The following is an 18,212-nucleotide window of genomic DNA, read 5'->3' as shown; positions in this document are numbered from 1 at the left end:
AGCCGTGTACGGGTCAGCGGCGTACCTTGCGGGTGGCCCGGAGCCACTCCTTGTTCATGGCCGCGATCGAGGGCAGCGGAATGCCCTTGGGGCAGGCCGTGGCGCACTCGCCGGTCAGGGTGCAGCCACCGAAGCCCTCCTCGTCCATGGTGGCGACCATGTCGAGCACCCGGGTCTCGCGCTCGGGTGCGCCCTGCGGGAGCACGTTGAGATGGTTGATCTTCGCCGAGGTGAAGAGCATCGCGGATCCGTTGGGGCAGGCCGCGACGCAGGCCCCGCAGCCGATGCACTCGGCGTGCTCGAAGGCGAAGTCGGCATCCGGCTTGGGTACGGGGGTGGCGTGCGCGTCCGGTGCCGTACCGGTCGGGGCGGAGATGTATCCGCCGGACTGGATGATGCGGTCGAAGGCCGAACGGTCCACGACCAGGTCCTTGACGACCGGGAAGGCGGAGGCGCGCCACGGCTCGATGTCGATCGTGTCGCCGTCCTGGAAGGAGCGCATGTGGAGCTGGCAGGTGGTGGTGCGTTCCGGGCCGTGGGCGTCACCGTTGATGACGAGGCTGCAGGCGCCGCAGATGCCTTCGCGGCAGTCGTGGTCGAAGGCGACGGGCTCGTCCCCGCCGAGGATGAGTTCCTCGTTGAGGGTGTCGAGCATCTCCAGGAACGACATGTCCTGCGAGATGCCGTCGACTTCGTAGGTGGCCATGGCGCCGGGCGCCTCGGCGTTCTGCTGGCGCCAGACGCGCAGGGTGAGCTTCATGCGTAGCTCCGCTGGGTGGGGTGGACGTACTCGAAGACGAGGTCTTCCTTGTGCAGGACGGGGGCGTCGCCGGTGGCGTCGAACTCCCAGGCGGCGGCGTAGGAGAACTCCTCGTCCCGGCGGGCGGCTTCGCCTTCCGGGGTCTGTGACTCCTCGCGGAAGTGGCCGCCGCAGGATTCGGCGCGGTGCAGGGCGTCGAGGCACATGAGCTCGGCGAGCTCCAGGTAGTCGACGACGCGGTTGGCCTTCTCCAGCGACTGGTTGAACTGTTCGCCTGTTCCCGGCACCTTGATGCGGCGCCAGAACTCCTCCCGGATCTCCGGGATGCGGTCCAGCGCCTTGCGCAGCCCCTCCTCGGTGCGGGCCATGCCGCAGAACTCCCACATGAGTTCGCCGATCTCCCGGTGGAAGGAGTCGGGGGTGCGGTCGCCGTCGACGGCGAGGAGCAGGTTCAGCCTGTCCTCGGTCTCCGCAACGGCTTCGGTGACCGCCGGGTGGTCGGCCTGGATCTCCTCCGCGTGCGGGTGGCGGGCCAGGTAGTCGTTGATGGTCGACGGCAGGACGAAGTAGCCGTCGGCGAGGCCCTGCATCAGCGCGGACGCCCCGAGACGGTTGGCGCCGTGATCGGAGAAGTTGGCCTCGCCGATCGCGAAGAGGCCGGGGATCGTGGTCTGCAGGTCGTAGTCGACCCAGAGCCCGCCCATCGTGTAGTGCACGGCAGGGTAGATCCGCATCGGGGTCTCGTAGGGGTTCTCCGCGGTGATCTGCGCGTACATGTCGAAGAGGTTGCCGTACTTCTCCTCGACCTTGTCCCTGCCCAGCCGCTGGATGGCCTCGGCGAAGTCGAGGTAGACGCCCTGCCCGCCGGGACCGACTCCGCGGCCCTCGTCGCAGACGTTCTTGGCTGCGCGTGAGGCGATGTCGCGGGGGACGAGGTTGCCGAAGGCCGGGTAGACGCGCTCCAGGTAGTAGTCCCGCTCGTCCTCCGGGATCCGGTTGGCGGGGCGGTCGTCGCCCTTGGCCTTCGGGACCCAGATACGTCCGTCGTTGCGCAGCGATTCGCTCATCAGCGTCAGCTTGGACTGGTGGTCACCGGTGCGCGGGATGCAGGTGGGGTGGATCTGGGTGAAGCAGGGGTTGGCGAAGTAGGCGCCGCGGCGGTGGGCGCGCCAGATGGCGGTCGCGTTGGAGTTCATGGCGTTGGTCGACAGGTAGAACACGTTGCCGTAGCCGCCGCTGGCGAGCACGACCGCGTCGGCGAAGTGGGTGTCGATCCTTCCCGTGACCAGGTCGCGGGCGACGATGCCGCGGGCCTTCCCGTCGACGACGATCAGGTCGAGCATCTCGGTGCGGGCGTGCAGTTCGACGTTTCCTGCGGCGATCTGGCGGGACAGCGCCTGGTAGGCCCCGAGGAGGAGCTGCTGTCCCGTCTGGCCGCGGGCGTAGAAGGTGCGGGAGACCTGGACGCCGCCGAAGGAGCGGTTGTCGAGGAGGCCGCCGTACTCGCGTGCGAAGGGCACACCCTGGGCGACGCACTGGTCGATGATCTCGACGGAGATCTGGGCGAGCCGGTGGACGTTGGACTCGCGGGCGCGGAAGTCGCCGCCCTTGACCGTGTCGTAGAAGAGCCGGTGGACGGAGTCCCCGTCGTTGCGGTAGTTCTTCGCGGCGTTGATACCGCCCTGCGCGGCGACGGAGTGGGCGCGCCGCGGTGAGTCCTGGAAGCAGAACTGGACGACGTGGTACCCCTGTTCGGCAAGGGTCGCTCCTGCCGAGCCGCCGGCCAGGCCGGTGCCGACGACGATGACGGTGTGCTTGCGGCGGTTGGCCGGGTTGACCAGCTTCGCCTGGAAGCGGCGGGTGTCCCAGCGTTCGGCGACGGGGCCTTCGGGCGCCTTGGTGTCGACGACGGGTTCGCCGGTCGCGTAGTTCGTGTAGTCCTTCATGTCAGCTCACCACTCCGGTCATGACGGCCAGGGGCACGGAGACGAAGCCCACCGTCAGCACCACGGCAAAGATGTTGGCCAAGGTCTTCAGCACCCGGTCGCGGGTCGCGTTGCCCACGCCGAGGGTCTGCGCCGCGCTCCAGAATCCGTGCTGGACGTGCAGGCCCATGGCGAGCACCGCGACGATGTAGATGACGTTGCCGTACCAGGTGGAGAAGGTGTCGAGCACGTTCTGGTAGGGGTGTCCGGACTGGAATCCGCCGGTGTGCACGGTGCCGGTCGTCAGGTCGAGGATGTGCCAGACGATGAACAGCGCCAGGATGATGCCGCCCCAGCGCATGGTGCGGGTGGCGTAGCTCGCTCGGGCCTTCTTGTGTACGTACGCGTTCGGGCGCGCCCTGATGTCGCGGCGGCTCAGCTGGTACGCGGAGACGGCGTGCAGGACGACGGCCGCGACGAGCACCACGCGGATGATCCACAGGGCCCACTCGTAGTGCAGGAAGGGCTCGCCGAGGGTCCGGAGCCAGTGGGCGTAGTGGTCGAACTCGTCGGCCCCGAAGAAGATCTTCAGGTTGCCGAGCATGTGGACGCTCAGATAGCCGAGCATGATCAGGCCGCTCCCAGCCATGATCATCTTCTTGCCGACGGACGAGTCCCAGAGCGTACGCGTCATGGACGGCCGTCGGTCCGTCCGCGTTGCCAATGCCATGGACACGACGCTAGGCCCGAAGGGCACCATCGGTCCAAGACATGAAACTAGTCATGTCCATAGACATTACCTATGAAGGCCGCTATCGTCGGTTCCATGCACTTCCAGCAGCTCACCTATTTCGTGGCAGTCGCCGAGGCGAAGCACTTCACCCGTGCCGCCGAGGAGGTGCACGTCTCGCAGCCGTCGCTCTCGCAGCAGATCAAGGCGCTGGAGAACGAGCTGGGTGCCGAGCTCTTCAGCCGCGCCCGGGGCAATATCGCGCTCACCGACGCGGGCGAGGCACTTCTGCCGCTTGCCCGCCGGATCCTGGCGGACGCCGATACGGCACGGCACGAGGTGCAGGAGCTGGTGCAGCTGCGCCGGGGGCGGATCAGGTTGGGCGCCACCCCCAGCATCTGCACGGGTCTGTTGCCCGACATGCTGCGCGCCTTCCACGATCTGCACCCGGGGGTCCAGCTCCTGATCGAGGAGGGCGGCTCCCACGACCTCGTACGAGGGCTCGCCCGGGGCGCACTGGACCTCGCGTTCCTCGTGCTGCCGCTGCCCGCCGCGTCGCCCGCGCTGACCACGGTGGAGCTGCTGCAGGAGGATCTGGTGGTGCTGTCGTCGCCCGCCCGGCCGGCTCCCGGCCACGAGGGGAGCGTCCGCATCGCGGATCTCGCCGACGAGCCGATGGTGATGTTCCGGCACGGCTACGACCTGCGGGAGCTGACGGTGGCCGCCTGCCGCGCGGAGGGCTTCGAGCCGTCGTTCACGGTGGAGGGCGGCGAGATGGACGCCGTGCTGGGCTTCGTACGGGCGGGGCTCGGGATCGCTGTGGTCCCCCGCATGGTCGCCGTACGGGCCGGCCGCGATCTGCGGACGACACCGCTGGCCTCGCCCGGCCTCCGGCGCACCATCGCGCTCGCGCACCGCAGCGACGTCGCGCCGCCGCGGGCGGCACGGGAACTGCAGCGGGTACTCCTGGCCATGGGTGCCACCGGGCCCGGAGCCGCGGGCGGACCGAACACGGCAGCGCCGCCCGCCGCGTCCTCAACCGCCGGCGGATCCGGCCCGTCCGGCGGTTGAGGACGAAGGGCCGGACCGCGTAGGGCGGTTGAGGAAGAGGACCTCAGACCGCGTCCGCCAGCAGCAGGGAATGGATGCGGTCCGGTGCCCCCGGTCGCGCGTAGTACCAGCCCTGAGCCGTGTCGCAGCCCAGCTGCCGCAGCTGCTCGGCCTGGGCTCCGGTCTCCACGCCCTCCACGGTGACCGCGAGGTCCAGGCTGTGGGCGAGCGAGACGATCCCCTCGACGATCTTCAGGTCGACCGGGTCGGCCGGATGGTGCTGCATGCCCTGCGTGAAGGAACGATCCAGCTTCAGCACGCTCACGGGCAGACGGCGCAGGTTCGCCAGGTTCGAGTAGCCGGTCCCGAAGTCGTCCAGGGCGATGTCGACGCCCATCTCCGCCAACTGCCGCAGCGGCTTGAGCAGATCGTCGTCGGCACCGATCAGCGCCGACTCGGTCACCTCCAGGCACAGCGCGCCCGGATCCAGTCCGGAGCGTTCCAGGACGTCGACGGTCTCGGCGACCAGCCTCGGGTGGTGCAGCTGCGTCGGCGAGAGGTTGACGTTGATCCGGAGCGGGCCGCCGTCGGTGTGCCGCTCCGTCCAGTACTTGGCCTGGTGGACGGACTCCTCCAGCACCCAGCGGCCGAGCGGCACGATCAGCCCGGTGTGCTCGGCCAGCGGGATGAACCGGTCGGGTCCCAGCACACCGTGCTGCGGATGACACCAGCGCACGAGCGCCTCCGCACCGTGCACACTGCCGTCACCCAGGTGCACCAACGGCTGGTACTCGATGAAGAATTCGCCGCGGTCCAGGGCAGCGGGCAGAGCCGTCGTCAGCCCGTGCCGGGTGATGGCACGGGCGTCGGCCTCGGCGTCGGCGATGGCGAAGCGGTTACCGCCCGCCGACTTGGCGCGGTACATGGTGATGTCGGCGCTGCGCAGCACCTCGGCGGCGGTACGTTCGCCCGACGGCCCCTCGACGACGCCGATGGACCCCCGTACGGTCAGTTCCCGGCCGTCGAGCCGGATGGGTGTGGCGAGCGCCGAGAGGATCCGCCCGGCGAGCTCGTCGACCTCGTCCTCGGTACGCGGGCCGGTCGTCAGGGCCACGAACTCGTCCCCGCCGAGGCGTGCGACCATCTCGCCCGGGGCCGTCGCGCAGCTCTGCAGCCGGTCGGCGACCTCCACCAGGAGCCGGTCGCCCGCCGCGTGGCCGAGGCTGTCGTTGATCGCCTTGAACCCGTCGAGGTCGAGATAGCAGAGGCCGAAGCGCATGCCGTCCTTGGCGGCGAGGGCCTTCTCCAGACGCTCGAAGAACAGGGTCCGGTTGGGCAACCCCGTGAGCGCGTCGTGCGTGGCCTCGTAGCGCAGTCTCAGATTGAGCAGGCGCCGCTCGGTGGTGTCCTCCATGAGGGCGAGCTGGTACTCCGGCCTGCCCTCGGAGTCGCGCAGCAGCGAGACGGTGAGGTTGGTCCACAGCACGGTGCCGTCGTTGCGGTAGTAGGCCTTCTCCACGCGGTAGTGCTCACGTTCCCCGCGCACCAGCTCGTTGTAGTACCTCCACACCTGCGGCGAATCCTCGGGGTGGACCCACTCGTTCACCTTGTGGCTGCGGACGTGGTTCTCCAGGCCGCCGAACATCAGGGTGAGGGTGTCGTTGATCTCCAGGATGTTGCCTTCGAGGTCGGCGATACCGATCCCGACGGCCGCGTCCTTGAACACCGCACGGAACCGCGCCTCGGTCGCGTGCAGCGCCTGCTCCGCCTGCGAACGGGCAGTGAGCGCCGAGCGGGCGATGGCTTCCTGCTCGGCCAGCGTCCGCTCGCGCAGCGCCTGGGTGAAACCGCCGGCCAGCGCGTGCTGCATCCGCGCGCAGCGGGCCCTGCTGTCCTCGGTCGACAGCTCCGCGGGGCCGTTGCTGCCGCAGTAGAGCACCAGGTACGAGTCGACGACGCCGAGTGTGGAGCTGAGGGCGTCGGGATCCGTGCAGTGGGCGGCCACCAGTGCGGCCCCCACCCGATGTGCGGAGGCCGCGTCGAAGGGCCGTGCATGAAGGATGTGGCTGAGGTCCCGGGCGAGCGGCAGCAGGTGCTGCTCGAACTCCGGGCGGGTCATCGACGTGGCCGTGGACGGAAAGATCGCCCGGCTCCAGATGGTGGCGAATCTCCGGAGCCGGCCCTCGGGGCCGTCCGGTTCCGCGTCCGGTGCGCCGGACGCCTGGGCGGGGATGCTCACGCCTTGCGTCCAACCCCGCCGAAGCCCGAGAAGGCGAACGGGTCTTCCTGCCCCCGTGCCTCGGGGTTCTCGGGACGCCAGTCGGGCATCGAGACGAGTCCGGGCTCGACCATCTCGTATCCGTCGAAGAAGCGGCTGACCTCATCGCGGGACCGCATGATCAGCGGATTGCGGATATTGCGGTAGACGCCGACCGTGCCGCCCGCATCCTCCTGGGAAAGCGGAATCCCTTCGTACGAGGCGTGGGTCAGGACGAGCAGGCTGCCGGGCGCCAGCGACTCGCGCAGCTCGGCCACCGCCTCGTACGGAGAGTCGGAGTCCTCGACGAAATGGAGAACCGCCACGAGCAGCAGTGCCACCGGCTTGTCGAAGTCGAGCAGTCCGCGGATCTCCGGGCTCTCCAGGATCTCCGCGGGTTTGCGCAGATCCGCCGCGGCGACCACGGTCCGCTCGTTGCCCTCCAGCACCGCCTGGCTGTGTGCGACCGCGACCGGATCGTGGTCGACGTACGCGATCCGGGCCTCCGGGTCGGCCGCCTGGGCGACTTCATGAACGTTGCCGAACGTCGGTATGCCCGAGCCGATGTCCAGGAACTGGCTGATTCCCGAAGTGGTGGCGTAGTGCACGGCCCGGCGCATAAAGGCGCGATTCGCCTGCATGATCTTGGGAAGGCCCGGCATGAACTCCATGGCCTTGCGGGCCGCATCCCGGTCCACCTCGAAATTGTGCGAACCGCCCAGATAGAAGTCGTACATGCGAGACACGCTCGGCACCGAGATGTCAATGCCCTGCGGTGCCCAGGCGGGACGCTCCATCGATGTCTCCAACAAGTCGCTACGGCGATCCGGCCATGTTCATGGTCAGTGTGGAGCAGAGGCTACTGACCGACCGCCAAGAGAGCGAGTGGAAACGGAAATTAGAGATCCGTTATTGGTCACACACCAGTGGCATGTGCAACCGGTCCGTCGCTGCGCGTAAACACCCAGCGACGGACCGGCACTGCGACGTCCTCTTCGGTACTACTTCGTGGCGCCCACGAGCTTTGAGTTGGGCGACACCGCGTACCATGTCCCCCCGACACCTTGGCCGTTGGTGTCTCCGGGCTCGACGTCACCGGAGAAGGTGTAGATCGGCCAGCAGTCGAGGGTCTGCTGCTTGATGCCGTCGGGACGGTCGAAGGTGACGAATCCCTTGGTGGTGACTCCCTCGACATCATTCTTCGCCACGGGACTGACGACGGGCCACTTCTTGAGGCACTCTCCCGTGCACGCGGTCTTCATCGGCCATGCCGAGTCCTTCTTGAAGCGGTAAACCGTCATGCCTTGCTTGTCGACGACGATCTCTCCGAGTTTCGGGTCCTTACGGACCGAAAGTCCGGCGAGATCAGCAGGTTCCGCACCGGCGGGGCCATCCGCGTTCACCGCGGCCTTCTTACCGTCCGGAGCCGAGGCGAACCACGTACCTCCGACGCCCTGCCCGTTCGCTTCTCCGGGCCCGGTGTCCTTCGCGTAGCGGTACATCGGCCATCCGTCGACGGTCAGCTGCTTGATGCCGTCGGCTCGTGCGACCTCACCCATCAGTGCGGCATCGGTCCCCGCCGCGGCCTTGGCGTCACCGGCGAGCACCACCGGCCAGGCCTTCGCACAGTCGCCCTCGCAATTCGACTTCGGCGGGCTCGCGGTGTCCTTGTCGAAGCGGTAGAGCGTGAAGCCCTCGCTGTCGGTCAGCACCTTGCCCAGTTCCTTGCTGTCCCACACCGCGAGCTGCCCGGCCTTCTTCGGTCCCGCTGCGTCAGCACCCGCGTCGGAACCGTAGCCCCCGTCCGAGCCGTATCCGCTGTCGGCCTGCTGCTGCGCGGGGGCCGCGTTGCCCACGGCCTGGCCGTTGGGTGTCGCGGTGCCCTTCTCCTGACCGCACGCCGTCGTCAGCGCCAACAGGGCCACCGTCGTCACCGCGAGCGAGGCGTTCCGCCAGGTATTCATGTCGACTCCCGTTGTCCTTCTGCCGGTTGCGACGCGAGTCCGCGTCGTTCATGGCCCTAGGTACGGGCGAGCGGTCCCCCTCTGTTCAACGGGTCACCGAAAAAGATTCTCCGGCCCGCAAACGCGAATCACCGAATGTCCCCACCATCAGGCGAATCGGCTTCCCGCTCCGCGTGCCGCAGTGCGGCGGGGAACATGATCCCCGGCGTGTACGGATCACGCATCGTGCGGCTCTTGGCCGCCACCTCCCTGCTCTGGCTGCTCGCCGTCCCGGCGCCCGCGGCCGGTGACAACTGCGCGGTGGCCTCCATCGGCCAGGGGGACGGCAGTTGGTCGGTCGCCGTGTCAGGTGACGGGCAGTGCAAGGCAGTCGTCGCCGAACCCGAACCGGCACCACCCCCGCCACCCCCGCCACCGCCGCCTCCACCTCCCCCGCCACCTCCACCGCCGCCTCCCCCGCCGCCCCCACCACCTCCGCCTCCGCCCCCTCCGGCCCCCGCGCCGCCCGAACCGGAACCGGAACCGGAACCCGCGCCGCCGCCGCCGACAGCGCGCCCCGCACCGCCCTCACCCAGGCCTGTGGCACTCCCCGCCTACCGGAAACCGGCCCGCAAAACGCCTCGGGCGGGTCCTTCACTGGTCTCGCTCACCTTGGTGATCACCGCTCCCGCCGTCTTTGCGGTGGCCGTACTGCGGCCCCGCTCGTCCCGATGACCGACAACCAGTGACCGATGAAGACCGATGAAGGAAGCCCATGTCGGAATGGCTTGTTCTGACCATTGCCATGGCCTCGGCCTGCGCCGTCGTCCTGACCATCGCAGTCCTCAACAACCGCCGCATCGGCGAGGACGACGACCCGTCCGAGACGCCCGACGTCATCGAGTACATGACGATGATGATCGGCGTGGTGTACGCGATCGTGCTCGGCCTGGCCATCGCGGGCGTCTGGGAGGGCCGCAGTGCCGCCCAGGAGTCGGTACGCCTGGAGGCACAGGCGCTGCATGAGGTCAGCGCGCGGGCAGCCGTGTACCCGGTCGAGGTACGTGACCGGATCCGCGCCGACGTGGACGCCTACGTCTCGTACGTCGTCCACGAGGAGTGGAAGGCGATGACGGAGCACAGCAGCCTCACCGAAGAGGGGACACGGCTCCTGGACCGGCTGCGGGCCGACGTCACGGAGTACCGGCCGCGTACGGACCACGAGGGGCAGGCGTACCAGCCGCTGGTGGACCAGGTGGCCGCCGTCGACGACGCACGCGGCTCCCGGGGCCAGAACGCGGGCGCGACCATGCCGGGAGTCGTGTGGTTCGGCCTGATCACCGGGGCGCTGGTCACGGTCGGGCTGATCTTCACACTCCAGATCCGCAGAACGTTCCGCGAACTGCTGCTCGCCGGGCTCTTCAGCGTCCTGATCGCCTTTCTGCTCTTCCTGATCTGGGATTTCGACGCTCCCTTCGGCCGGGGCATCTCCGCCACCCCTGCCCCGTTCGTCGATCTGTTCCCGCACGCCACGGGCGGATAGGACAGCCTGCGGGTGCGCCGGCCGGGGGACAAAGCTGCCCCATTCGCCGGACCCCGATCGCGGGTGATATGTGCCACTTCTAGCGTTTCGGGCATCGAGGTGCATTTCTCATGCCTTGCGGAAATCCGTTCCGCAGCTGCTCCTCGGGGACCCGGAGGATCCACCATGCGCGCGATACGTGTCGCACCCGCCGCCCTGCTGGGCGCGGCCGCCTGCTTCCTGATGACACCGGCCGCATCGGCCCATGTGCTCACGGGCAACACGTCCTCGTTCACGCCGACCATCACTCCCTCGACGGTCGCGCCGGGGGGGCAGGTCACCCTCGGCGCGATGGGGTGCACCAGTGACGCGACCGCGTTCTCGGGCGTGTTCGACACGACCACGATCCCGCGAGGCAGGTCGGCCACCGTCACGGTCGACTGGGACGCCAGGCGCGGGGCCGTCTACGAGGTGACCTTCCGCTGCGGCACCTCGACGCGGACGGCCGACCTGTCCATCACGAGCGGTGCCACGAGTTCCCCCACGAACACCCCCACCACCCCTCCCACCACCGCTCCCACCACCAGCTCCACCTCGTCTCCCAGCGGTGTGCTGGGCGGGCTCGGCGGTAGCGTCGACACCATGGACCCCGGCGAGATCGCAGCCGGGGCCGCCTTGGTGACGGTCGCCGCAGCCGGGGCCACGTACGTCCTGCGCAAGCGGCGCACCGGCCGTCAGCACTGACGGTTCCGCACGATTTCACGGCGCACGACAGTCGCCCCGGGTCCTGGTCCAGGACTCGGGGCGACGGGCGTATCGGGCCGGGCGGGAGGTTCGACGCGTTACATTGCCGCATTGCTCATCCGGCGGCGGACAATGAAGACGGCACCGCCGACAGCCGCCGCGGCGACAAGACCGCCTCCGATCTGCATCTCGACCGAGCTCGGCCCCATGGAGCCACCGAGGCCGCCCTGCGCACCCCGGCTGGGGAGCACGGTGAAGCGGGCCGTCGCGACGGACGCGTCGTTGTCGCCCCGGCCACCGCGCTCATCGCCGTTGCCGCCCTGGCCGCCGTTGCCGCCCTGGCCGCCGTCGCCACCGTTACCGCCGGTGCCGTTGCCGAAGTTGTTGTCGCTCTCGTTGCACTTCACGGACAGGCTGTACTGCCCGGGCGTCGCGTTGTCCCGGATGCGGGGCGTGGCGTAGCCGACGCGCCCGGGCGAGAGGTTCACCGTCGGGAAGGCGTTCGACCACACCTTGCCGCCGGCACGGCCGCACCCCTCTGCGCTGACCTGCAGGGTGGCGCCCTGGTGGACGGAGGACGGATTGACGGTGACGTTGGTCGGGGCGGTGCTCGGGTTGCTGCCCGGGCCGCCGCCGGCGATCGCCATCGGAGCAGCGAGCCCGACCGCGGCGAATGCGGTCGCGGTCACCGCGAGAGTGCGTGAAGCACGCATCTTTGAACCTCCAGCGGGAAGCGCCCCGGAGTCCTGTTCCCCGGGATGAATCGACGAGAACGCGTCCCATGACGAACCCTCACCAGATACCGCAAGTGTTGCACTTCGGCACTGCTCCACATCGGTGAGCCGACACGCCGTGCGACGGGCCCGTAATCTGACGGAGTCGCAGGTCACGGACCGTCAGAACTTTTATCTGCTCATTACTCCGAAGTAGAGGGCGTCCTCGTGGCCGCCACCCGTTCGCTCTTCTCTGATCGCCGCCGCACCGCACCGCGCCTAGCGTTTGCGATGTCGCGACGAAGGGATGACCATGGGCCGGGACCACTGGGGCGCCGAGCGGAGCAGACGCACACCTTGGGGCGCGATCGCCCTGGTGATGCTCACCGGACTCGCCCTCATGCGTAATGGCGTCGAAACCTCCCCCGGACCGCCGCAGCCGGCCGCAGCGGCCTCCGTGGCGGGTCCCCGGGACGCGGCAGCCGCCGCACCGGTCGAGGGTGAACCGGTACAGCCGCTGCCGTACGCGCCCGCCGCCCGGGTCCAGATCCCGTCGATCCAGGTCGACGCCCCCATGATCGATGTGAACCTGGATCCGGCCGGCTGGATCGAGGCGCCGCCCGCGCAGGACCCGAACCTCGCGGGCTGGTACCAGAACGGCATCGCGCCGGGGCAGCGCGGTACGGCCGTCGTGGTCGGCCACGTGGACAACCTGTCGGGCCCCGCGGTCTTCTACGGCCTGGGCTCCCTCCAGAAGGGCCAGCGCGTCGAAGTGGCCCGCTACGACGACCGGGTCGCGGTGTTCGAGGTCTACGGGGTCGAGGTGTTCTCGAAGAACGACTTCCCCGGAGCCCGGGTCTACGGCGACACCGGGTACTCCGAGCTCCGGGTCATCACGTGTGGCGGCGGCTATTCGAAGGCCGGCGGGTACGACGGGAACGTGGTGGTCTTCGCCCGGCTCGTCGAGACGCGCTGACCATCAGGAAGGCGCGAGCCTAGGCCGTCAGGTGCGGTGCGGGACGGTCAGGCGGTAGCCGTCCTCGATCAGCGCGGGCAGATACCGGCGCAGGGCGGCGACGCTCTGCGACCGGTCGCCGCCCGCGTCGTGCGACAGCACCACGACGCCCGGTGCCGCGCCCTTCCGGACCCTGCGCACGATGGTGGACGTGCCCGGTGCGGTCCAGTCCAGCGAGTCGACGGTCCAGGCCATCGGTTCCATGCCCATCGAGGCGCCGATCTCGAAGGAGTTGCGGTTCCAGGCTCCGTACGGGGCCCGGTACCAGAGCGGCGCGGCCCCCAGCGTCTTCTCGATCACGTCGCTGGTCCTGCCGAGCTCTGCACGGATCGCGCGCCTGGGGAGCGCCGGGATCAGGGGGTGCGACCAGGAATGGTTGCCGACCACGTGCCCGTCCGCCGCCATCTCACGCAGCAGGTCCTGGTTGCCCACCGCCATCTCCCCGCAGACGAAGAACATCGCCCGGACCCCGTACCTGCGCAGGGTGACCAGGATGTCCGGTGTGTACAGCGGGTCCGGGCCGTCGTCGAAGCTGAGCACCATGGCGTCATGCCCCAGGTCCGGCAGCTCCTCGAACGGCCGGGTGCGCACCGGTGGCGCTTCGGGCCGGAACCGGGGCGGGGCGTGGGAGGTCATGGGCCGCAGGCGGTACCCGGCCGCGGGCGTCCGCGCGCCGCCCGGAGAGCCGGCGGCACCCGTGGGCGGCTCTCCGCCGGGACGCGGAGGCGTACCCGCCGGGTCTGCGGCGATCATGTGTACGACGGTGGCGGCCCCGAGCCCGAGGGCGAGGCGCAGGAGTGTGCGGCGTCCTGCTGGGATCTGATCATGTTTCATGGCCAACTGCTCGCATGCCGAACGTCCCTGACCTGGCGGCGACACCAGGTGCGCGGCAATGTGCACCCGATGGAGGGAGTGCGCCGGCAGGGGCGGACGGGGACGTTCCGGTCCGCACGCAGGCCGGGTCGGGTTCCCTGTCGGAGTGCGGATAGCCTCACTGCCGTGACAGACCAGCGACACGACCGGTTCGAACGCGGCACGGACGGCCCCAAGGTGATCGTCGCGGGCATCGACGGGTCCGACTCCTCGATGCGGGCCGCGGCTTACGCCGCCGGCCTCGCACGTCGTCAGAACGCCATGCTCGCCCTCGTCTACGTCCAGCCGGTGATCCCGGCCGGCGCCGCGCTGGGGGTACCGGTCTCCGGCGCGACGGAGGAGATCGCCGAGGAGCTGGTGAGCGAGATCAGGACGGCGACCGAACGGCTCAAGGACACATGGAATGTCCGCTGGGAGTTCCACACCTTCCGGGGCGATCCGTACAACGGGCTCGTGACGGCGGCGGACGAGCTGAAGGCGGACGCGGTGGTGGTCGGTGCGTCGGAGTCCGCCGGGCACCGGTTCGTGGGGTCGGTGGCGGTCCGGCTGGTGAAGGCCGGGCGCTGGCCGGTCACGGTCGTCCCGTAACCCGCGCCCCGTACCGACGTCGTTCCGGACGCCGGGGGGCCCCTCGACGCCGCGACGCCCCGACGCCGCCGGGAGACTACTTCCCCATCACCAGTCCGTCCTGGCCGGCACCACGGCTGAGGACGACATCGCGAATCCGGTTTCCGGCCTCCCACCGGTGGTCCGCTCCGCCCTCCACGGCCGCGTCGAGGTTCCACGCACGCCCGGTGACGGGATCGAACCGGTGAGGGATGAATTCGGCCTTGCTGACCGTCCAGCGCTCCCCGGGTTTCCCGGGCGGCGCGAAGGTGAAGCGGCCCATCGAGCTCTCGTTGCCGCGTGGATCCCCGGCGCCCTCGTGATTGACCATCGCACCGGAGATGTGGTCACCCATGCCGTAGACGATCCAGGTGCCGTTGACCTTCTCGTACGCCTGCGGGACATGGGCGTGGGTTCCGAGGATCAGGTCGATGTCGGGGCGGCGACCGGTCACGGAGGCCGTGAGTTCCCGGCCCAGCGCGAGCTGGTCCTCGTCGGGGTCGTCCTGCCACTCCGTACCCCAGTGCAGGGAGAGGACGACGACGTCGGCGCCGGCCCGGCGGGCGGCCCTCGCGTCCGCGACGATCCGGTCCCGGTCGATCACGTTGACCGCCCAGGGCCGGCCCGCGGGCAACGGAATGTCGTTGGTTCCGTAGGTGTACGCGAGGTGCGCGACCTTCGGGGCCCGCTTGCCCCGGCCGGCCTTCAACAGGGTGGGACGGCCCGCCTCGGCCGCTGAGCGGGCAGACCCGGTGTGCGCGATGCCGGCCTTGTCCAGGGCGTCGAGGGTGCGCCCGATCCCCGGCGCTCCGTCGTCCAGGGTGTGGTTGGAGGCCGTGGAGCAGGAGTCGTAGCCGGTGGAACGCAGTGCCTGTGCCACCTCGGGCGGTGATTTGAAGGTGGGGTAGCCCGTGTAGGGACCCCCGTTCTCCCCGTACACCGTCTCCATGTGACAGATGGCCAGATCCGCACCTGAGACGGCGGGAACGGAGCTCTTGAGCATAGGGCGGAAGTCGTAGCCCCGGCCGCCCGCGTCGGCCGCGGCACGGTCGATGACGGAGGAGTGGGGCAGGATGTCGCCCGAGGCCAGGAGCGTGAACGTGCGCGCGCTGTCCGCTCCCCCGCCGCCCGTCCCGCTGCCGCCCCCGTCCGCGGACAGCTGGCGCCCGGCGAAACCAGGGGGCGTGGACTGCTGGCCGGTACAGGCCGTCGCGGCGGCGAGCAGTCCCGCGACGGCGATCACCGCGCCTTGTCGGATGCGCTTCGTCATCGGCACGACTCCCAGTTCGGATGATTTCGGCTATCCGAATACACATATATTCATACTGGCGAGTCAAGGACAAAGGTGGTGAAGTACCTGAATCGGCCGTATCGCCGTCTCCCGACCGTTCACCGCACCACTCGCCGCTCCGTGCGACCGCTCGGCGCACATCTCGGTGTGCTGCCTGGTCCCCCGGGCCGCGATGCGTTCGTATACGCCAGGCGGGAGCGAGGCGGCAGGTGCCTCTTCGGGAAAGGACGTTCACGATGACCACGGCGACAACCGATGAGCGGACCCTCGCGGAGTTGCAGCGGGAACACGGTCCGGCTCTGTTCCACTTCCTGCTCGGGCTGACGTTCGGCGACCGGCAGCGCGCGGAGGACCTGCTGCAGGAGACGCTGGTCCGCGCCTGGCAGCATCCGGAGGCGTTCGACGCCCAGTACGACTCCATGCGCCCCTGGCTCTTCACCGTCGCCCGGCGTCTGGCCATCGACGCCCGCAGGTCCCGCCAGGCCAGGCCCGCCGAGGTCAGCGACGTGGTCCTGGAGAGCGCCCCCGCCCGGGAGAACACCGCGGACTCGGCGGTCCGCGCGCTCGATGTGCGCGAGGCGGTCAGGACCCTCAGCCCCGAACACCGCGCGGTGCTCGTACAGATCTACTTCCGCGGACTGAGCGTGGGCGAGACGGCGCAAGCGCTCGGCATACCGGCGGGCACCGTCAAGTCCCGCTCGTACTACGCGCTGCGGCTGCTCTCCCGAAACCTTCCCGGCTACTCAAGCAGGTCGTCCTCGCTGAGCAGCGCCAGCAGGGACACCGCGTCCGCGACCTCCACATAGGCCGCGGCGCACGCGTCGCACCGCTGGAGATGCCCGGCGACCGGACCACTCTCGTCGGCGGCCAGCGCGTCGAGCACATACGCACCCAGCAGCTCCCGCACATGCGGGTCGTCGCCGCGTTCGGCGGTCATCGCACCTCGTATCTCCCGACGGATCCTGCCCTTCTGCCCACGCGGGGCACGCGCCCCCGGTTCAATGCTGCGTGAAGCCCGGTACCGAGTCGAAGAAAGAGGCGAGACGGGATGCGTCCCGAACGGCACGATGGAACCAGTGGGGGCGGGCTGCTGGTCCCGATGGACTGGATGTACGCCGAGTACATCGCGGACGAACTGCTGGTGACCGGCGACCTGATGGAGCCGACGACTCTGGAGTACCGGGCGGGCCGGGATGCGCTCGCCCTGACGATCTTCCTCTCCGAGGGTGCGGTGGCCGACGCGCTGCCCGCGGCCCGGGTGGACGAACTCCGGCTGCTCACCGCGTACGGGGCGCCCTGGAGACGGTGGGTGTGCGCACGGCTGGAGGCCCGGGAGCGCCCGGGGGCCGAGGGTTCACCGGCGGCCCCCGACCTCGCGCTGGCGCGCGCGGCCTGGCGCTGGCTGGAGGAGACCGAACTGCTGGCGGCGGACCTGGACGCGATCGGTCCGCCGCCCTGGGAGCCGGCGAGGAGCGAGGACGAGCGGGAGGCGCAGGTGTGGACACCCGCGTGGCAGCTCGGGCTGCCGCTCGGGCATCTGGCGATCCATCTCTACTGAGCGGCCGCACCACCGGGCGTCATGAACCGTGGACTCCCGCACGGTACTTGGGCAGCCGCACGGTGATCTTCATTCCCGCGCCCGCACCGGTCTCGATGACCAGCCCGTAGTCGTCGCCGTACACCTGTCGCAGCCTCTCATCGACGTTGAGCAGCCCGATCCCCGTGGACGTACCGCCCTCGCCGCGCAGGATCTGCCGCAGCCGGTCCGGGTCCATGCCGATGCCGTCGTCCTCGATGACCACCTCCGCCTCGGCGCCCGCGTCCAGTGCGCTGATCGTGATGCGGCTCCGGGTGACGGCGCCCTCCAGTCCGTGCTTGACGGCGTTCTCGACCAGCGGCTGGAGACAGAGGAACGGCAGGGCGACGGGCAGCACTTCCGGGGCGACCTGGAGCGTCACCGAGAGCCGCTCCCCGAATCGGGCCCGCACCAGCGCCAAGTACTGGTCGATGGAGTGCAGTTCGTCGGCCAGGGTGGTGAACTCGCCATGCCTGCGGAAGGAGTAGCGGGTGAAGTCGGCGAACTCCAGCAGCAGTTCGCGTGCCTGCTCCGGGTCGGTTCGCACGAACGAGGCGATCGCCGCCAGCGAGTTGAAGATGAAGTGCGGCGAGATCTGCGCCCGCAGCGCCTTGATCTCCGCCTCTATCAGCTGCGTGCGGGAGCGGTCGAGCTCGGCGAGTTCCAGCTGTACGCAGACCCAGCGGGCGACTTCTCCCGCGGCCCTCGCCAGGACGGCGGATTCGCGGGGCGCGTAAGCGACGAGCGTGCCGAGCACCCGGTGGTCGACGGTCAGCGGGACGGCGACGGCCCAGCGGAGCGGGCAGTCGAGGTCGCCGCAGTCGCTGTGGAAGGCGGTGTCCCGGCCGCTGGCGAGGAGCCCCTGGACGTGGTGCATCACGTCCTTGCCGTGGTGGTCCCCCTCTCCGTCCCACACGAGCACCTGGTCCCGGTCGGTGAGGCAGAGGGCGTCGGTGCCCAGCAGCGAGCGCAGCCGGCGTGCCGATCTGCGGGCGCTCTCCTCGGTGAGTCCGGCGCGCAGGGGTGGCGCGGCGAGGGATGCGGTGTGCAGGGTCTCGAAGGTGGCGTGCTCGACGGGCGTCCCCACGTCACTGGTGCGTACGGGCCGTGCGGTGCGCCCGAGGAGGAAGCCCGTACCGAACAGCAGCAGGGTGAGCACGGCTATGGCGGCGATCCCGGCTCCGGTCACCTGTTCTCCTTGCAGGGC

At 69.7% G+C, this 18,212-nt stretch carries 19 protein-coding genes; 7 read left to right on the top strand and 12 right to left on the bottom strand.

The window, feature by feature from the left end; genetic code table 11:
• Nucleotides 1–13: 13 nt before the first annotated feature.
• Genes ABZS61_RS18415 through ABZS61_RS18405 form a run of 3 tightly spaced genes read right to left on the bottom strand, consistent with a single transcriptional unit; the run spans nt 14 to nt 3,415 of the window.
• Entirely contained in the window at nt 14–760 is a 747-nt protein-coding gene (locus ABZS61_RS18415; protein WP_356421664.1) for a succinate dehydrogenase/fumarate reductase iron-sulfur subunit, read from the bottom strand.
• Nucleotides 757–2,706, bottom strand: a complete 1,950-nt coding sequence (locus ABZS61_RS18410) for a fumarate reductase/succinate dehydrogenase flavoprotein subunit (protein WP_356421661.1) — start codon at nt 2,704–2,706, stop codon at nt 757–759. Before ABZS61_RS18410 ends, ABZS61_RS18415 begins: the two co-directional genes overlap by 4 nt.
• Nucleotide 2,707: 1 nt before the next feature.
• Nucleotides 2,708–3,415, bottom strand: a complete 708-nt coding sequence (locus tag ABZS61_RS18405) for a succinate dehydrogenase (protein ID WP_356421659.1) — start codon at nt 3,413–3,415, stop codon at nt 2,708–2,710.
• Nucleotides 3,416–3,511: 96 nt separating this feature from the next.
• Between ABZS61_RS18405 and ABZS61_RS18400 the strand changes: the two genes are divergently transcribed.
• The gene (locus ABZS61_RS18400; RefSeq protein ID WP_356421841.1) at nt 3,512–4,486 is read left to right on the top strand and encodes a LysR substrate-binding domain-containing protein; all 975 of its coding nucleotides are present in this window, start codon (nt 3,512–3,514) and stop codon (nt 4,484–4,486) included.
• 43 nt (nt 4,487–4,529) lie between these two features.
• Here ABZS61_RS18400 and ABZS61_RS18395 read toward each other — a convergent pair whose 3' ends face one another.
• The 4 genes from ABZS61_RS18395 to ABZS61_RS18380 form a co-directional block, all read right to left on the bottom strand.
• Entirely contained in the window at nt 4,530–6,704 is a 2,175-nt protein-coding gene (locus ABZS61_RS18395) for an EAL domain-containing protein (RefSeq protein WP_356421656.1), read from the bottom strand.
• Complete coding sequence (locus tag ABZS61_RS18390; protein ID WP_356421653.1) at nt 6,701–7,519, bottom strand: SAM-dependent methyltransferase; 819 nt, start codon at nt 7,517–7,519, stop codon at nt 6,701–6,703. Before ABZS61_RS18390 ends, ABZS61_RS18395 begins: the two co-directional genes overlap by 4 nt.
• A 204-nt stretch (nt 7,520–7,723) precedes the next feature.
• A complete protein-coding gene (locus tag ABZS61_RS18385) occupies nt 7,724–8,686 on the bottom strand; it encodes an SCO0930 family lipoprotein (protein WP_356421650.1) in 963 nt (320 codons plus the stop codon).
• Between the two features lie 633 nt (nt 8,687–9,319).
• Nucleotides 9,320–9,697: a hypothetical protein gene (locus tag ABZS61_RS18380; RefSeq protein WP_356421839.1), complete on the bottom strand. Its 378-nt coding sequence runs from the start codon at nt 9,695–9,697 to the stop codon at nt 9,320–9,322.
• Here ABZS61_RS18380 and ABZS61_RS18375 point away from each other — a divergent pair.
• Both ABZS61_RS18375 and ABZS61_RS18370 read left to right on the top strand, forming a co-directional pair.
• Nucleotides 9,579–10,208 (top strand): DUF4239 domain-containing protein, encoded by a 630-nt coding sequence (locus tag ABZS61_RS18375; RefSeq protein WP_356421836.1) that lies wholly within the window; start codon nt 9,579–9,581, stop codon nt 10,206–10,208. The two genes, ABZS61_RS18380 and ABZS61_RS18375, sit on opposite strands and share 119 nt — an antisense overlap.
• A 165-nt stretch (nt 10,209–10,373) precedes the next feature.
• Nucleotides 10,374–10,931, top strand: a complete 558-nt coding sequence (locus tag ABZS61_RS18370; RefSeq protein WP_356421647.1) for a hypothetical protein — start codon at nt 10,374–10,376, stop codon at nt 10,929–10,931.
• Between the two features lie 98 nt (nt 10,932–11,029).
• Here ABZS61_RS18370 and ABZS61_RS18365 read toward each other — a convergent pair whose 3' ends face one another.
• The gene (locus ABZS61_RS18365; protein WP_356421644.1) at nt 11,030–11,644 is read right to left on the bottom strand and encodes a hypothetical protein; all 615 of its coding nucleotides are present in this window, start codon (nt 11,642–11,644) and stop codon (nt 11,030–11,032) included.
• A 313-nt stretch (nt 11,645–11,957) separates the two neighbouring features.
• On the opposite strand from ABZS61_RS18365, the gene ABZS61_RS18360 reads away from it, so the two are divergent.
• A complete protein-coding gene (locus tag ABZS61_RS18360; protein ID WP_356421641.1) occupies nt 11,958–12,620 on the top strand; it encodes a class F sortase in 663 nt (220 codons plus the stop codon).
• 27 nt (nt 12,621–12,647) lie between these two features.
• Here ABZS61_RS18360 and ABZS61_RS18355 read toward each other — a convergent pair whose 3' ends face one another.
• Complete coding sequence (locus tag ABZS61_RS18355) at nt 12,648–13,493, bottom strand: polysaccharide deacetylase family protein (protein ID WP_356421638.1); 846 nt, start codon at nt 13,491–13,493, stop codon at nt 12,648–12,650.
• Nucleotides 13,494–13,658: 165 nt separating this feature from the next.
• On the opposite strand from ABZS61_RS18355, the gene ABZS61_RS18350 reads away from it, so the two are divergent.
• A complete protein-coding gene (locus ABZS61_RS18350) occupies nt 13,659–14,120 on the top strand; it encodes a universal stress protein (protein WP_356421635.1) in 462 nt (153 codons plus the stop codon).
• A gap of 76 nt (nt 14,121–14,196) precedes the next feature.
• On the opposite strand, the gene ABZS61_RS18345 is transcribed toward ABZS61_RS18350, so the two are convergent.
• On the bottom strand, nt 14,197–15,408 hold the full coding sequence (locus ABZS61_RS18345; protein WP_356421632.1) for a CapA family protein: 1,212 nt from the start codon (nt 15,406–15,408) through the stop codon (nt 14,197–14,199).
• 257 nt (nt 15,409–15,665) lie between these two features.
• On the opposite strand from ABZS61_RS18345, the gene ABZS61_RS18340 reads away from it, so the two are divergent.
• Nucleotides 15,666–16,235 carry a sigma-70 family RNA polymerase sigma factor gene (locus ABZS61_RS18340; RefSeq protein ID WP_356421629.1) on the top strand — a complete coding sequence of 190 codons (570 nt, stop codon included), beginning with the start codon at nt 15,666–15,668 and terminating at the stop codon, nt 16,233–16,235.
• Here ABZS61_RS18340 and ABZS61_RS18335 read toward each other — a convergent pair.
• A complete protein-coding gene (locus ABZS61_RS18335; protein ID WP_356421626.1) occupies nt 16,169–16,366 on the bottom strand; it encodes a zf-HC2 domain-containing protein in 198 nt (65 codons plus the stop codon). The genes ABZS61_RS18340 and ABZS61_RS18335 overlap by 67 nt on opposite strands.
• Nucleotides 16,367–16,477: 111 nt before the next feature.
• Here ABZS61_RS18335 and ABZS61_RS18330 point away from each other — a divergent pair, with 111 nt between their 5' ends.
• Nucleotides 16,478–16,987, top strand: coding sequence for a hypothetical protein (locus ABZS61_RS18330; protein ID WP_356421623.1), 510 nt, complete (start codon nt 16,478–16,480; stop codon nt 16,985–16,987).
• A gap of 19 nt (nt 16,988–17,006) precedes the next feature.
• Here the strand turns inward: ABZS61_RS18330 and ABZS61_RS18325 are convergent, their stop codons facing one another.
• A complete protein-coding gene (locus ABZS61_RS18325; RefSeq protein ID WP_356421620.1) occupies nt 17,007–18,194 on the bottom strand; it encodes a histidine kinase in 1,188 nt (395 codons plus the stop codon).
• Nucleotides 18,195–18,212 lie beyond the last annotated feature (18 nt).

The sequence above is a fragment of the Streptomyces sp. NPDC005566 genome (genome assembly GCF_040605575.1).
Classification (GTDB): Bacteria; Actinomycetota; Actinomycetes; order Streptomycetales; family Streptomycetaceae; genus Streptomyces.
Note: the sequence above shows the minus strand (reverse complement) of the source record. Positions and strands in the feature narration are given on the sequence as shown.

Excerpts from the sequence above, each read along its gene's own strand:
- ABZS61_RS18405 (WP_356421659.1), bottom strand. The coding sequence starts at position 3,415 with ATGGCATTGGCAACGCGGACGGACCGACGGCCGTCCATGACGCGTACG.
- ABZS61_RS18400 (WP_356421841.1), top strand. The coding sequence starts at position 3,512 with ATGCACTTCCAGCAGCTCACCTATTTCGTGGCAGTCGCCGAGGCGAAG.
- ABZS61_RS18330 (WP_356421623.1), top strand. The coding sequence starts at position 16,478 with ATGCGTCCCGAACGGCACGATGGAACCAGTGGGGGCGGGCTGCTGGTC.
- ABZS61_RS18385 (WP_356421650.1), bottom strand. The coding sequence starts at position 8,686 with ATGAATACCTGGCGGAACGCCTCGCTCGCGGTGACGACGGTGGCCCTG.
- ABZS61_RS18375 (WP_356421836.1), top strand. The coding sequence starts at position 9,579 with ATGATGATCGGCGTGGTGTACGCGATCGTGCTCGGCCTGGCCATCGCG.
- ABZS61_RS18415 (WP_356421664.1), bottom strand. The coding sequence starts at position 760 with ATGAAGCTCACCCTGCGCGTCTGGCGCCAGCAGAACGCCGAGGCGCCC.
- ABZS61_RS18365 (WP_356421644.1), bottom strand. The coding sequence starts at position 11,644 with ATGCGTGCTTCACGCACTCTCGCGGTGACCGCGACCGCATTCGCCGCG.
- ABZS61_RS18360 (WP_356421641.1), top strand. The coding sequence starts at position 11,958 with ATGGGCCGGGACCACTGGGGCGCCGAGCGGAGCAGACGCACACCTTGG.
- ABZS61_RS18340 (WP_356421629.1), top strand. The coding sequence starts at position 15,666 with ATGACCACGGCGACAACCGATGAGCGGACCCTCGCGGAGTTGCAGCGG.
- ABZS61_RS18370 (WP_356421647.1), top strand. The coding sequence starts at position 10,374 with ATGCGCGCGATACGTGTCGCACCCGCCGCCCTGCTGGGCGCGGCCGCC.
- ABZS61_RS18410 (WP_356421661.1), bottom strand. The coding sequence starts at position 2,706 with ATGAAGGACTACACGAACTACGCGACCGGCGAACCCGTCGTCGACACC.
- ABZS61_RS18355 (WP_356421638.1), bottom strand. The coding sequence starts at position 13,493 with ATGAAACATGATCAGATCCCAGCAGGACGCCGCACACTCCTGCGCCTC.
- ABZS61_RS18335 (WP_356421626.1), bottom strand. The coding sequence starts at position 16,366 with ATGACCGCCGAACGCGGCGACGACCCGCATGTGCGGGAGCTGCTGGGT.
- ABZS61_RS18345 (WP_356421632.1), bottom strand. The coding sequence starts at position 15,408 with ATGACGAAGCGCATCCGACAAGGCGCGGTGATCGCCGTCGCGGGACTG.
- ABZS61_RS18390 (WP_356421653.1), bottom strand. The coding sequence starts at position 7,519 with ATGGAGCGTCCCGCCTGGGCACCGCAGGGCATTGACATCTCGGTGCCG.